The sequence below is a fragment of the Streptomyces sp. BR1 genome, assembly GCF_052373795.1.
GTDB lineage: Bacteria > Actinomycetota > Actinomycetes > Streptomycetales > Streptomycetaceae > Streptomyces.
Map to the genome: position 1 here is coordinate 2,571,729 of NZ_CM126252.1, position 13,176 is coordinate 2,584,904.

At 70.4% G+C, this 13,176-nt stretch carries 12 protein-coding genes and 2 pseudogenes; 3 read left to right on the forward strand and 11 right to left on the reverse strand.

Annotated features, from left to right (window positions below):
* Nucleotides 1-60: 60 nt before the first annotated feature.
* On the reverse strand, nt 61-933 hold the full coding sequence (locus tag ACT1U9_RS10870) for a hypothetical protein (RefSeq protein ID WP_444539065.1): 873 nt from the start codon (nt 931-933) through the stop codon (nt 61-63).
* Between the two features lie 126 nt (nt 934-1,059).
* Nucleotides 1,060-1,263 (reverse strand): annotated as a pseudogene (locus ACT1U9_RS10875) (helix-turn-helix transcriptional regulator); the annotation flags it as partial.
* Nucleotides 1,264-1,780: 517 nt separating this feature from the next.
* Between ACT1U9_RS10875 and ACT1U9_RS10880 the strand changes: the two are divergent.
* Together ACT1U9_RS10880 and ACT1U9_RS10885 are read left to right on the forward strand one after the other, a co-directional pair.
* Entirely contained in the window at nt 1,781-2,095 is a 315-nt protein-coding gene (locus ACT1U9_RS10880; RefSeq protein WP_444538139.1) for a hypothetical protein, read from the forward strand.
* 208 nt (nt 2,096-2,303) lie between these two features.
* Complete coding sequence (locus ACT1U9_RS10885; RefSeq protein WP_067160906.1) at nt 2,304-2,513, forward strand: DUF397 domain-containing protein; 210 nt, start codon at nt 2,304-2,306, stop codon at nt 2,511-2,513.
* Nucleotides 2,514-3,054: 541 nt separating this feature from the next.
* On the opposite strand, the gene ACT1U9_RS10890 is transcribed toward ACT1U9_RS10885, so the two are convergent.
* The 5 genes from ACT1U9_RS10890 to ACT1U9_RS10910 form a co-directional block, all read right to left on the reverse strand.
* Nucleotides 3,055-3,429: an SCO4983 family protein gene (locus ACT1U9_RS10890; RefSeq protein ID WP_444538140.1), complete on the reverse strand. Its 375-nt coding sequence runs from the start codon at nt 3,427-3,429 to the stop codon at nt 3,055-3,057.
* Between the two features lie 78 nt (nt 3,430-3,507).
* Entirely contained in the window at nt 3,508-4,719 is a 1,212-nt protein-coding gene (locus ACT1U9_RS10895) for a pyridoxal phosphate-dependent aminotransferase (protein WP_444538141.1), read from the reverse strand.
* Between the two features lie 204 nt (nt 4,720-4,923).
* Nucleotides 4,924-6,162, reverse strand: coding sequence for an MFS transporter (locus tag ACT1U9_RS10900; protein WP_444538142.1), 1,239 nt, complete (start codon nt 6,160-6,162; stop codon nt 4,924-4,926).
* A complete protein-coding gene (locus ACT1U9_RS10905; RefSeq protein ID WP_444538143.1) occupies nt 6,159-7,460 on the reverse strand; it encodes an ATP-grasp domain-containing protein in 1,302 nt (433 codons plus the stop codon). The genes ACT1U9_RS10900 and ACT1U9_RS10905 overlap by 4 nt, the downstream gene beginning before the upstream one ends.
* On the reverse strand, nt 7,457-8,467 hold the full coding sequence (locus ACT1U9_RS10910) for a class I SAM-dependent methyltransferase (RefSeq protein ID WP_444538144.1): 1,011 nt from the start codon (nt 8,465-8,467) through the stop codon (nt 7,457-7,459). The genes ACT1U9_RS10905 and ACT1U9_RS10910 overlap by 4 nt, the downstream gene beginning before the upstream one ends.
* Before the next feature lie 403 nt (nt 8,468-8,870).
* Between ACT1U9_RS10910 and ACT1U9_RS10915 the strand changes: the two genes are divergently transcribed.
* Nucleotides 8,871-10,766, forward strand: coding sequence for an alkyl sulfatase dimerization domain-containing protein (locus tag ACT1U9_RS10915; protein ID WP_444538145.1), 1,896 nt, complete (start codon nt 8,871-8,873; stop codon nt 10,764-10,766).
* On the opposite strand, the gene ACT1U9_RS10920 is transcribed toward ACT1U9_RS10915, so the two are convergent.
* The 4 genes and pseudogenes from ACT1U9_RS10920 to ACT1U9_RS10935 form a co-directional block, all read right to left on the reverse strand.
* Nucleotides 10,733-10,921: a DUF397 domain-containing protein gene (locus ACT1U9_RS10920; RefSeq protein WP_444538146.1), complete on the reverse strand. Its 189-nt coding sequence runs from the start codon at nt 10,919-10,921 to the stop codon at nt 10,733-10,735. The two genes, ACT1U9_RS10915 and ACT1U9_RS10920, sit on opposite strands and share 34 nt — an antisense overlap.
* A pseudogene (locus ACT1U9_RS10925) lies at nt 10,918-11,067 on the reverse strand (transcriptional regulator); the annotation flags it as partial. The gene ACT1U9_RS10920 and the pseudogene ACT1U9_RS10925, both read right to left, overlap by 4 nt.
* A 185-nt stretch (nt 11,068-11,252) precedes the next feature.
* Nucleotides 11,253-12,386, reverse strand: a complete 1,134-nt coding sequence (locus tag ACT1U9_RS10930; RefSeq protein ID WP_444538147.1) for a hypothetical protein — start codon at nt 12,384-12,386, stop codon at nt 11,253-11,255.
* On the reverse strand, nt 12,383-13,174 hold the full coding sequence (locus ACT1U9_RS10935) for a PP2C family serine/threonine-protein phosphatase (RefSeq protein ID WP_444538148.1): 792 nt from the start codon (nt 13,172-13,174) through the stop codon (nt 12,383-12,385). The genes ACT1U9_RS10930 and ACT1U9_RS10935 overlap by 4 nt, the downstream gene beginning before the upstream one ends.
* Nucleotides 13,175-13,176: the final 2 nt, after the last annotated feature.

Sequence of the window (13,176 nt, forward strand, 5' to 3'; positions counted from 1 at the left end):
CTGAGCCCCCGCGCTCGTCATCCCTTGCAGAAGGGGCGGCGGGTGCGGGGTCTTTGGCGTTTACGCCGCACTGTCGAGAAGCGCCCGAACCTCCGGCACATCCCGGAAAGCTTCGAGCTTCGCCAGCACGACCCGGCCCCTTTCCGCCGTTCGCTCGCTGGCTACGTCGGCCGACAGCGTGAGGACCCGTTCAGCCGTCGCCGCCGACTCCTCCGGCTCGTTCGCGTCTGCCAAAGCGACAGCGAGCCACGACAAGTAGAGCGCAAGTTCCCGCGTGTGAGTCGTGTCGTATCGGCTGAGCACATCTCGGAGGAGTGGCACGGCCCGCAGGGGGCGCCGTAGCTCGGTGTAGACGCGGGACTCCATGACTTGCAGCTCCCCAGCGTCCACCCAATACAGATAGGCCGGTGATTCCAACCCTCCGCTGTCCTGGCCCAGCGCCTCGCTGGCTTCCCCGAGTGCCCGCATGGCGGGCTGAGCCTCGCCCGTTTTCGTGTGCGCCCACGCCACCCGATCGAGGTACAGCGCCCGAGCCTTGGGCAGCGCTTCGGGTCCGGCTCCGTCGAGGGCCGCGCGGGCAAGCTGGACGCCCTCAACTTCCCTTCCTGTGTTACTGAGTTGATAGGCAAGCGACCCGGCAAGGTTCCCGGCTAGCGTATGGTCCTCCGCCTGATTCGCTGCGCTGATCCCTAACCGGTAGATGCGCTCTGCCTCTTCATGTCGCCCGGCATCACTGGCGATCCATCCGGCGATCTGTGCCAACTCGCCAATCTGCCTTAGCAGTTCGCGACCTACATCCCCCGTGTGGCTCGACTCCCGGTAGAGCTTCACTGCGGAGCGGAGTTCCCGCAGCGCGGGACGAATCAGATCGCCCCCGGCCAGCACGTCGTCAGCAAGCCTGAGCCCGTGTACACGCTGCTGTAGATCAGTCACGGTTCCAACCCCGATACGTCGTCCCTCACGGGCGCCGAGAGGGGCTAGCGGATCAGCAGCGGGCAGATAGTCGGCAAGGGTTGGCAATGGAGGCTCAGAGGGCTTCTGCGGCTCTCTCAGCACGTCTACGGGCACACCGAGAGCGGCAGCGATGGACGACAGCCATTCGCGGGGTTTGCGCTTCCCTGTCTCCCATCGGCTGACCTCTTGTCGGCCGACCGGTTCGCCAAGGACCCCCGCAACCCGGCAGACCTCACGCGCTAAGCGCGCCTGACTCCACCCAAGCCGGTCCCGCTCTCGCCGGATGTTGGCCCCGATCGTGGTTCCCATGGGGTCAGTCTGGCCGACACCTGGCCTACACGGGGCCGCTAGCCCGGCACTGCTTTGCGGCAGGACGATCAAGGCTCACGACGTTCGAGGGGACGGCGAGGAGCGATGGGCGACAACTGGACCCCCACCACGGGAACGTACGCGGTGGACACGACGAGCGGCCGGATCGGTGAGGTACGCAAGCTGTTCGAGGGATCGGCGTACCTCGTTCCGCCGGGCGGTGGTGCCGAGTGGGCTGTTGCCCCGGACAGGCTTCGCGAGCCGACGAACCACGAGGCCTTTCGGGCGCGCGTCTGGACTCGCCCTGTGGGGTCGCTCTGATGTGGGCAGCGGTACCTGCGCCCCGGTGGATTCCAGACCCGGGCGTAATCCTCAAGGACACGGCGCGCGGGCGGCTCGGGAAGGTCATCGCGTGGGACGGCGACACGCGCACAGTCACGCTGGTACCGCCGGACGGTAACGGGGAGTCCTGGGAGACCGGCGCGTTCCGCCCGGCGAACGAGCCGGAGGGGCAGCGGTGAGCGTCAGAAGCACGCTGCGCGCCGTGGTCTACAAGGTGCTGCGCCACCCGTCCAGCGAAGTGACCATGACCGCCCGGTGCATGCACGGCAGCGGATGTCAGTGGACCCTGGGCGCGACGGCGGACCTCAAGGCCGCAAGCGTCGCCGTGATCGAGCACACCGCCGCCACGGGGCACGCGATCTTCGCCCGCACGCTGGAAGACATGGCGTGCGTAGTGCTCGACAACCCCCAGGAGCAAGCCCGCCGCGCAGCGGTCAACCGGCTGGAACTCGCGGCCGCCGAGGAGCACGCGAGGGCTGGTCACCCCTGAGACTCCCGCCCCCGGTGAGGACCGTACTCGCTCCTGCTACCGATGGCGTGGCGCGAGTGGCAGTGGTCCCGTTCCGGCCGGGGATCGGGGCAAGCCCCGTCCGGCTGTTGCGCCCTCTCATTCCCGTGAGACGTGACAGCCGGGCGGGTCGCAAGTGCACGACGGCTCGGGGACCGATTCCCCGCTCTTCGACGGGAGGAAACGCACGATGGCTGAGCGCCCTGAGTTCGAGTTCCACACGTCCAGCATGTGCAAGTACGACCCGAACGACCGACGCTGTGTCGAGGTGGCGACCAACGTCCCCGGCAAGGTGGCCGTCCGCAACTCCGAGACGGGCCAGACGGTCGAGTTCACGGCGGTTGAGTGGACCGACTTCCTGGGCGGTGCCAAGCTGGGCGAGTTCGACTTGTCGGCATAGGGAGACCCCATGCAGCGGTGCCCACGATGCGGCGGCAGCGCGGAGACAGATCCGGAGCACGCGCGGGTGGTGTGCTGCCTGTCGTGCTGGCACGCATGGGTGCTTCCCGATGAGCGGCCCTGCGCCGGGACGCGAAACCTTCTGGCCCCGGGGCTGCGCATGCTGGAGAAGTACCGGGACCTGAACCGCTGAGTCCCACAACAGCCCCGTTCGGCCACAGTGCCGGGCGGGGCTTCCTTGTGCCCTGACCAGGCACTAGCCTCCAGAACACCTACTTACGAGCATCGGGGCTTCCCGAAACTCTCCGAGGGATCTGTTCGTCTGCGGACCGTGCTGGGTTGCTCGCGCAGTTCCCCGCGCCCCTAGGAGCGCCCTCCGGGCGCATTTAAGGGGCGCGGGGAACTGCGCGAACGGCCACGCACGGTCCGCACCCGACAAGGCGACGCCCGCCGGCTTCTTGACGCATGCTGCCTGGCGCCGGAGGTGACAGAAAGGATGGCTCCCGGTCCGCGGGCCTCCGCGGTTCGCGGACCGGGGCCGTTCAGGAGGCGGCTGTCGCCGCGGAGTGGGCGTCCATCCGGGATGCGGCCAGGATCGCCGCAGACGTGTCCGCGCGGGAGGCCGCGACGACCAGCGCCCGGCCCGCGAGCGCGTGCGCACGCGCGTGCAGCGCCACCGAGCCGGCGCGGCTCAGGCCGGCGTGACGCACCGGCGGCATACCCCGCAGCCGCGCAACCTGCGCAGCTATCGCATCCCCGGCCTCGGTCAGCCCCAGCTCATCCGTCACGGCCAGCAGCGCCGAGAGATGACCCGCCAGCTGGATGTCCAGCTCCTCCTCACGGGAGCGGGACGGAACGCCCGCACCGGCGGAGGCCATCGTGCTGTGCACCGACTTGGTCCGGATCGGCTCGTACATGAGATGGCCTCCTTCTGTTGCAGGAGACCATCCTAGCTTAGATTCTGTCTAAAGTTGAGTCGAGGCCAGAACGCGCGCCTACATCTGGCTGTAGCCGTCCAGGAACGCCCCGATCCGCGTAACCGCCTGCGCCAGATCCTTCGCCGACGGCAGCGTCACGATCCGGAAGTGGTCCGGCTCCGGCCAGTTGAAGCCCGTACCGTGCACCACCATGATCTTCTCGGCCCGGAGCAGATCCAGGACCATCTGCCGGTCGTCCTTGACCTTGTAGACGGACGGGTCCAGGCGCGGGAAGAGGTACAGCGCACCCTTCGGCTTCACGCACGTCACGCCGGGGATCTGCGTAAGGAGCTCGTACGCCGTGTCCCGCTGTTCCAGCAGGCGCCCGCCCGGCAGCACCAGGTCCTCGATCGACTGCCGTCCCCCCAGCGCCGTCGCCACCGCGTGCTGCGACGGCATGTTGGCGCACAGCCGCATGTTGGCGAGGATCGTCAGGCCCTCGATGTACGAGGACGCGTGCTGCTTGGGGCCGCAGACCGCCAGCCAGCCGGAGCGGAAACCGGCGACCCGGTAGTTCTTGGACAGGCCGTTGAAGGTCAGGACCATCAGGTCCGGGGCGACGACCGCCGTCGGCGTGTGCGTGGCGCCGTCGAACAGGATCCGGTCGTAGATCTCATCCGAGCAGACGATCAGGTTGTGGCGGCGGGCGATCTCGGTGAGGCCGCGCAGCATCTCCTCGTCGTACACCGCACCCGTCGGATTGTTCGGGTTGATGATCACCAGCGCCTTGGTGCGGTCGGTGATCTTCCGCTCGATGTCGGCGAGGTCCGGCATCCAGTCGGCCTGCTCGTCGCAGCGGTAGTGCACGGCGGTGCCGCCGGCCAGCGAGACCGATGCGGTCCACAGCGGGTAGTCCGGGGCCGGGACGAGCACCTCGTCGCCGTCGTCGAGCAGCGCCTGCATCGACATCTGGATCAGCTCGGAGACGCCGTTGCCGAGGTAGATGTCCTCGACGTCGAGGTCGATGCCCTTGGTCTGGTAGTGCTGCATCACCGCGCGCCGGGCCGACAGCAGGCCCTTGGCGTCGCCGTAGCCGTGCGCCCCGGAGAGGTTGCGGAGCATGTCCTCCAGGATCTCCGGCGGGCACTCGAAGCCGAAGGCCGCGGGGTTGCCGGTGTTGAGCTTGAGGATGCGGTGACCTGCCGCCTCCAGCCGCATGGCTTCTTCGAGAACCGGGCCCCGGATCTCGTAACAGACATTGGCGAGCTTCGTCGACTGGATCACCTGCATGTCGGAAACCTTACGGGCGCGTTTCGGGCCACGCGCGGTGTTTGTGCGCCGGTACGCCCGCCCGGGCCCGTACGAGCGGACGCCGGGCTTCCATCGGAATGCGGCGGTACCCGGTGAACCGTGGGAACGCCGGTCCCGGCCGCACCCCGGCTTGGATTGCTTCGCAGGTGGCCGAACCGGGTGAGATGTGCCACTTGCCGTGATCTACGGCCCCGCCCGTACGAGAGTGATCACCCCCGCTGTCGCCGCGATCACCGCCCCGCCCGCCCCCAGGGCCAGCACGGGTCCGCCCAGCTCGATGAGGCGGCCCGCGAGGAGGCCGGTCACCGGGGACGTCCCGACCAGGGCGTACGAGTAGAGCGCGACCACACGCGTGCGCATCGCGTCGGGGACGGCGGCCTGGAGGGAGGTGTTGGCGTTCGAGGTGAAGACCGTGAACGCGGCCCCGGTGCAGGCCAGCAGCGCCCCGCACAGCACGACGTTCCGCGACGGGGCGAGCAGTACCAGCAGCGTCCCGAAGGCGCCGCACGCGGCGAGCAGCGCGGTGCGGCTCGCCCGGCCCCTCGAAGCGCTGCCGAGCGCGCCGCAGACCGCGCCGATCCCGTAACAGGTGAACAGAGCGCCGAGCAGCCGCGAGCCCCCGTGCAGGGTGTCGGTGGCGAGGACGGGCAGGACGACGTTGAAGCCCGTCCCGAACACCGCGACCGCCAGCAGCAGCGCCATCACCGTCCGCACCGCCGGGATCCGCCAGCCCAGGCGCACCCCCTCGGCGGCGCCGCGCAGCAGTGCGCGCGGCCCCGACCAGGGGGCCGGTGTGCGCGGGTGCAGCTCGCCGCGCCGCATCAGCAGCAGCCCGGCGAGCACGGGCACGAAGCTCACCGCGTTCACCAGGAAGCAGAGCCGCACCCCGGCGGCCGCGATGGCGATGCCGCCGAGCGCGGGGCCGAGGGTGCGGGCCGCGTTGAACAGGCTCACGTTGAGCGCGATCGCGTTGGCCAGCTGGTCCGGGCCGACCATCTGGACGACGAAGGCGTTGCGTACGGGCGTGTCCACGACCATGACCGTGCCCTGCACGGCGGCGATGGCGTCCACCTGCCAGACCTGGAGCGAGCCGCCGTAGGCGAGCGCGGTGAGCGCCACGGCGCAGCCCGCGAGCACCGCCTGGGTCGCGATGATCGCCCGATGGTGGTCGAGCCGGTCCCCGATCGCCCCGCCGAACAGACCGAGCACGGCGTACGGCGCGAACTGGCAGGCCACGAGGGTGCCGAGGGCCGAACCCGACGAGCCGGTGAGGTCGGCCACCAGCCACACCTGGGCGAACTTCTGCACCCAGCTGCCCAGCAGCGAGACGGTCTGACCGGCGAAGAACAGCCGGTAGTTGCGGTGCAGGGCGACGCTGGCGAAGGTGCGGCCGATGAGCCCCGACCGGGTGCCCGTGCTCATCGCAGCAGACTGCGGGAGGTCAGCTCCCCCCGCGCCGGCCCGCCGCCCAGGCCCACCGCTTCCAGGCGGTAGTGCCGGATGGTGTCGCGCACGGCCCGCTCGACCGCCCGGGTGGACGGCCCCGCGTACCGGAACCGGCCGCCGGGCCAGCGGTCGCGCCGCAGCCGGGCCGCGTCGAACACCTCGCCGGGGTGCGGTACTTGCTCGTGGTAGAGGTGCGGGACGCGCCCGGCGAGCGGCTCGATGTCGACGACCCGGTACGGCGGTTCGCACGGCTCCGGGATCACCAGCCAGCCGCCGACCGGGTGCAGGGCGGACGGCAGCTCGACATCCTCGCCGAGCTGGAGGGCCACCCATGTCCGCAGCAGGTCGACGCCGTACAGCTCCTCGGTCACCGGCTGGATCTGCCCGCCGCCCGCCCGTGCGCCGACTTCGAGGAACACCGGGGTGCGCCCGTCGCGCAGGATGAATTCCAGGTGGAAGGCGTTGTCGCGCAGTTCGAGGGCGGTCAGCGCCGTCTCGGTCAACTCGGCTGCCATCCGGCGCAGTTCGGGATCGTCGACCATGACCGAGCCGAGCGGAAGCCCCCGGGTGGCGTCCAGGCAGCTGTTGACGTACCGGGAGAGGGTGAGGAACCGGAGCCCGCTCGCGCCCATGAGGCCGTCGACGTGGTAGATGGGCCCGTGCACGAACTCCTCGCACTCGTACGCATTCGGATCGATCTCCCGTACAGCGGAAGGCAGTTGGGAGGAATCCGTGAGGACGTGGATGCCCCGGCTGCCCATTCCCTGTCGGGGTTTCAGTACGACCGGGTAGCCCGTCCCGGCCGTCAGCGCGGCGATCGCGTCCAAGGTGGCCGGGGCGGTGAAGCGGGGGACGGCGACGCCCGTGCCGGACAGCTGCTCCTTCATGACGACCTTGTCCCGGAAGGCGAGGGTCCGCGCCTCGGTCATGCCGGGGATGCCGAACCGCTCGCGGATGCGCGCGGCGGTCAGCAGGTCGTACTCCGACGACGTGAACACCGCGTCGGCCGGGCCGTGGCGGCCGAATATCGCGGCCGCCGCCGGGAAGATCTGCCCCTCCACATCGGTGGGGTCCGCCACCTGGACCAGCTCGGCGACCTCGCCCCGATAGCGCGAGACGTACTCCGCCGCCTTGGGATCGGCGAGATAGGTGACGGTGTGGGCGGCGTGGTCGATGTGCTCCTCGAACGTGGTGACCGAGCTGTGCTTCAGCGTGAGGATGAGCAGATGCTTCTTCGGATTCCTCCGGGAATGCGCTGAACGGGACAGCCTCATCGGCCCGGCTTTCGTCCGACCCCCACCACGGCCCGCCGGGGCACCGTGCACCGCCAGCCGCGCGTGCCGCCGAGGTTTTCCGTGACGGATTCCGTCAGGGCGCCTTCGCCCGGCGGATAGCGGAATATCTCCCTCGCCCGCGCGAAGGCCCAGCGGAATGCCGCGCTGTCGCCGAGCGACCTTTGCGCCCGGCTCAGTCCGTACATGTCCACGAGATATTCGCCGAGCCGCGATTCGGCTTCCTCGCGGGTGCGTCCGACGGCCGCATAAGGGTCGTCGATCTCCAGGATCTCGTACGCCTCGAATCCGGCCTTGATCAGGTATTCGGCGATCTCGGTGCGGGTGAAATGCGTGTATGGGTGGCCGGTGGGCGCGTACTGGTCGACGACCTCGCCGAACCACCGGTCGACGGGCGAGCCGACCAGGAAGTCGTGGAGCACGAAGGTCCCGCCCGGCAGCAGCGCGCGATGGGCCTCCTCGGCGACGCCCAGGCGCGCGTCGGGATGGATGTGGTGACTCCCGTACGCGAGGACGACCGCGCCCACCGAATCGGGCCGGAAGAGCAGCTGTTCGGCCCGCTGGAGCAGGGCCGGGACGCCCCCTGCCCAGGCCGCCGCCACCATGTGCGGGGAGGCGTCGCAGGTGATGATCGACAGATCGTGGAGGCCGAGCAGGGCGCGGACGCGCCACAGCAGCCCGTCCCCGCCGAGCAGGTCGACGACCTGGCACGGCCCGGCCGGATCCGGGCCGACGGGCCGCCGGATCAGGCCGAGGAGCTGCCCGATCCCATGGATCCGGGCCTCCACGTTGCGCTGCTGCGCCTGTACGTAACTGATCCCGCGGCCACCGGAGTCCTCGGGTCCGAAGTCGTCCCGTCCCACCCCCTCGGCCCGGAGTGCTTCACGCCACTGCTCGATGCGCCCCGGATCGAGCAGTTCGTGGAGATCGGGATGGAGCCGCCGTACTTCATCGACCTGGGCGGCTATGTCGTTTCCGGGTACGACCACGCTTTTCGGCGCCGCTGATCCTGCGGACACGTGATCGAATAATTCTTCGGGCACTTCTTTCCCCCCACCCCAGCGGTCACATGCGTTTCCGGGTCGCGGAACGTGTCAGCTATTTATAGGGGCTGGGAATCGTCTCTGGCAACGGATTTCAGGGGCCGGAATGCGCCATGCCGCGAACGGGCGGGAAATGGTTCCTCCGGGGAAATGACATGGCTGGTTCAGTACGGGCGTTTGTCGGCCATTAACGGGATTTCAAAAGGAGTGCGGCCTACCGTTTACGAAGGCCCCACGTTACGTTCCCGGCCTGCACCCGGCCCCCGGCCGGTGCGGCTTCCCCACGCCGACAAGCATGCCGAGCAGCACGCCGACAAGCCTCGTCGAGAAGCCTTCAGGAGGCAGCCCCATGACCGACGGCAAGCAGCACGAGAACGTCGCACCGACCCCGTTCGTCATCCAGAGCAACCGTCCCGCCGAGCAGAGCGCCCCCGCCGACGGCTCCGACTTCCGGGGCGCCTCGCAGGGGCTGATCGCCGGGCCGGACGTCGAGGCGATCCCCGCGCGCGACGGGACCGGCGACGGCACGGGCTACGCCTGGCACCACGGCCGCTTCGACTTCCTGCGCGAGGCCGAGGAGATCCCCGTCTCGGTCAACGCGCGCGTGTGGCGGCAGGGCCGGATGAACGCGATGGCGGGGCTCTACCTGGTGACCGGCGGCGACGGGGGCGGCGTCTACCAGGTGCGCGGCTACGACCTGGCGAACATGACGATCGTCGAGGGCGCCACCGGCCTGATCGTGATCGACCCGCTCGGCTCGTACGAGACCGCCCAGTACGCGCTGCGGCTCTACCGCAGGACCACCGACGACCGCCGCCCGGTCAGGGCCGTGGTCTACACCGCGAGCTGTGTCGACCACTTCGGCGGCTCGCGCGGCCTGTTCGCCGAGCACGGCGACGAAATACCCGAAGACCTCAGGGTGTACGCGCCCGACGGCTTCCTCGACGACGCCGTGCGCCGCCATGTGGTCGAGGGCATGGCCACGGCGTGCCTGGTGGACCACACGTACGGCACCCGTCTGGAAGTCGGCCCGTACGGGCTGATCGACAGCGGTCCCGGGCTCACCGTCTCGGCGGGCGAGGCGACACTGATCCCGCCGACCGACCACATCGCGGGGAGGGCCGACGTGGACGGCATCGACATCGTCTTCCAACCTGCGGCGGGGTTGCAGTCCCCGGCCGAGATGAACCTCTACCTGCCCGACCGCAAGGTCCTCTACCTCACCGCCCCCGGCCTGCTCGGCGGCCTCGGGGACGTGCGGGCCCGCCACCTCGACGAGACCCTGCGCGCCTTCGGCCCGGTCGCGGAGACGGTCGCCGGGGCGTACGAGTGGCCCGGCTGGGGCCGCAAGAACGTCACCGCCCGGCTCGCCGCGCGCCGCGACGCGTGGGTGCGGCGCCAGTCCCAACCGTCCAACAGGCCGTTCTACGCGTCCGGTTACGTGGGCACCGCGACGCAGGCAGCCCGCCAGACCTGGCTGCGCCTGCTGGGCCACGAGTACGTCGCGGCCACGGACGCGGTCGCCGCGACCCCCGCCACGGGCGCCACCGCCAAGCGCTATGTTCGCGCGCTCGGCGGCGCGCACGAGGTGCTGAGGGCGGCGCGCCGCGAGTACGAGGCCGAGGCGCCCCACTACGAGCGGGTCGTCGAACTCCTCGACCACGTCGTGGCCGCCGCCTGCGACCCGGCGACGGTCTCCGCAGGAGTCCTCGGCGCCGCCAAGACCCTTCAGGCCCTCGCCCTGACCCAACTCGGCTACCTCGCCGAGTACGGCCCCCTGCGCAACATCTATCTGACGGCCGCGCGGAATCTGCACACCGACGGCCCGCAGCCGACCGCCGTACGGCCGGTCGTCGGCGACCTGGTGCGGTACGCCAACCCCGCCCAGTACTTCGCCACCGTGGCCGCCCGTCTCGACGGCCCCCGGGCGGCCGAACAGGCCGTCCCCATCGTGCTGTTGTGGAACCTGACGGACACCGGGCAGTCGGGCGTCACGGTGTTGCGCGACGGCGTGCTGGTCTACACGGACACCCGCGGCGACACGCTGCCGCCCGGCGTCGACAAGCCCCAGGCGACGATCGCCCTGCCCCGGGCCGCGCTGGACCGCCTCCTGGTGGACGGCCCGGACTTCCTCGCCAACTTCGACGAGGCGGTCCGGTCCGGCCGCGCCCGAATCGACGACGACCGCACGGCCGCCGACACGGTCTTCGCCTACCTGTCCCCGGCGATCCCGGCCGTGAACTGAGCCCAGGCGGCGGCGGGGACGGCGAACGTCGGCCCGTCCCCGCCGAGCTTGGAGTCCCGGACGTGGATGGTGTGGGGGCAGGCGGATATCTCTACGCAGTTGCCGCCGTTGTTGCTGTACGAAGACTTGAACCAGCGCGGGGATTCGGTCGTCACGATTTGCCCTTTCGCACCTGCTCGATCATGGCCACAGACGCCGCCTGCGACAGCGATTCGGCCTGCAACTGATGGTAGGCCGTCAACATGGGCTCGACGGACGCGCTCTCTCGGTCTAGGTTGCCCTGCGCCTGGGACTCCGCGTAATTGTCGCCCTGGTGCTCGTCCTCGCTAGCGGGCAGCGAGTGGGGGCTGGTCGCGCAGTTCCCCGCGCCCCTAAAGGAGGGCCCGAAGGACCCATCAAGGGGCGCGGGGAACTGCGCGAGCAACCCAGCACGATCCGCAGCCGACCAGATCCCTCGGAGAGTTTCGGGAAGGGGCGGGGCGGGGGCTACAACACCGCCAGGATCACCACCAGCAGCACCAGCACCGCCACCGCGACCAGCGCCCTCCACGAAGTGGGCTGCGGGGGCACAGCCACCGGGCCCAGGTTGAACACGTCATGCCCCGTCGCCGCCGCCCGGGCACACCACGGACACCCCGACAAGTGCGACCCGTACGAATGCATCGGTCGCACAGAACACACCCGTACTCGCGACCGCTCACGGTCCAGCGCCCGCAGCCAGTCCTCGGCCGAGGGGCGGGCCCCGGGGTTGTGGACCCCGGACCCGAACGCCGCCCGGGCCAGCCCAAGCAGCTCCGGCGGGAGCACGGACGGGTCGACAGTCCCCCTCGGCACGACCACCACCTCCGGCGACACCACATACGAAATGCTCGCCGCGATGTTGTCCTGCACCGTCGACTCCGACACCGACTCGTGGGGCACACCCCCGAAGGGGTGGTTGCCTGCTGTCAGGAGCTGGTAGACCAACACCGCCAGCGCGAAGTCGTCGCTCTCGCGAGTCGCCGGCCCCCCCGCCTGCCTCTCCGGCGCCGAATAGTCCGTCGTATGCATCAGGCACGGGAACAGCTCCCCCGTCACCGGATCCGTGAACGCGATCGAGTCGCAGTCCAGGAACGTGACGAAGCCGTTCGCGTCGACGACCACGTTGCTGCTGGAGAAGTCGCCGATCACCAGGTTCTCGTGATGCATCCGGGCCGTCATGAACGCGAGGTTCCAGCTCACCCCGAGCAGGAACCGCCAGTCCGCCCGGTCGTGGAACAGCCGCACGCGCTGCGCCCGCGTGAACAGGCCCACCAGCTGGACGTGTTCGGGCTCGCCGAACCGTTGCATCGCGTAGCCCAGGAACTCCCCGCCGGGTGAACGCGCGGGTGCTGTCGGCCAGGCCAGTTCCGGGCGCTGGGAGCGGTCCGTCGGGCGGCCGCCCAGCGGGGCCATCGTCAGCATGCGGTTCAGGCGCCGCTCCTGCTCCGGGCCCGGCCGGTCCCGGTACAGCTTCACCACGATCCCGTCGTGGCCCTCGACCGTGTACACCGCCGCCTGGCCGCCGCCCTTCAGCGGGGTCGGGGCCAGGACCACCGCCGTACCGCCGAGCAGCACGGTCCGCCCGCCCGGGCCCGTCATACCCCGCCCCCCACCCGTACCGCCCGCAGCAGCGTCTTGTCGTCGCCGTTGAGCGCCGTCAGCCGGTCGGAGCGAAGCAGTGCCGCCAGCTTCTCGTCCTCGGACCCGGCCTCCACCGCCCCCGCGTCCAGCGAGCGCAGCACCGCTGCCGCGAAGGACTCGTTGGCCGTCTGCGGGACCCCGCCCGACCAGGACAGGGCCGCCTGGGCGAGGCCGTCCGTGGAGAGCAGGACCGCGTCGACGCCCTCGTCCCGTACGCAGTCCGTACGCATCCGGCGGGCCGCGTCCGGTGAGGTGAGGAAGACCGTCTCGTTGCTGTACTCGCTCACCGCGTCGGGCTGCGGCAGCAGATGGAACTGCCGCTCGCCGTCCTCGGTCCCGGCCCGCAGCACCACGAAGCCGTCCCCCACGCTGCAGTGCCCCAGCCAGCCGGGCGCGAGCACCACCACGGTGAGCGTGGTCGCGAAGTCCGCCGAACCGCCCGTGCTGTCCGCGAAGTCGTCCGCCACCCGCAGGAACGCCTGGCGCAGGACGCGATGCGCGAAGGGGCCGTCGACCTCCGACGCGGGCAGCCGGCCGAAGTGCTCCACCGCCAGGTCGACCGCGAGCCGCGAGCCCTCGTCCGAGCGCGGCCTGCTGCCCGCGCCGTCGGCGACCGCGAGCACCGTCACCGATCCATGTGTGGCGCAGCTCCAGGCGTCCTGGCAGGGCACGTTGTCCCGCCGGTGCCGGTAGCCCTCCACGCTCAGGCCGTGCACCCGCCAACTGCCGTTCGTCCGGGCGGCCATGG

What these genes read in the sequence shown, in the direction of transcription:
- ACT1U9_RS10885 (WP_067160906.1), top strand. Translation starts at nt 2,304, where the DNA reads ATGGCTGAGCGCCCTGAGTTCGAGTTCCACACGTCCAGCATGTGCAAG.
- ACT1U9_RS10890 (WP_444538140.1), bottom strand. Translation starts at nt 3,429, where the DNA reads ATGTACGAGCCGATCCGGACCAAGTCGGTGCACAGCACGATGGCCTCC.
- ACT1U9_RS10895 (WP_444538141.1), bottom strand. Translation starts at nt 4,719, where the DNA reads ATGCAGGTGATCCAGTCGACGAAGCTCGCCAATGTCTGTTACGAGATC.
- ACT1U9_RS10900 (WP_444538142.1), bottom strand. Translation starts at nt 6,162, where the DNA reads ATGAGCACGGGCACCCGGTCGGGGCTCATCGGCCGCACCTTCGCCAGC.
- ACT1U9_RS10905 (WP_444538143.1), bottom strand. Translation starts at nt 7,460, where the DNA reads ATGAGGCTGTCCCGTTCAGCGCATTCCCGGAGGAATCCGAAGAAGCAT.
- ACT1U9_RS10915 (WP_444538145.1), top strand. Translation starts at nt 8,871, where the DNA reads ATGACCGACGGCAAGCAGCACGAGAACGTCGCACCGACCCCGTTCGTC.
- ACT1U9_RS10930 (WP_444538147.1), bottom strand. Translation starts at nt 12,386, where the DNA reads ATGACGGGCCCGGGCGGGCGGACCGTGCTGCTCGGCGGTACGGCGGTG.
- ACT1U9_RS10935 (WP_444538148.1), bottom strand. Translation starts at nt 13,174, where the DNA reads ATGGCCGCCCGGACGAACGGCAGTTGGCGGGTGCACGGCCTGAGCGTG.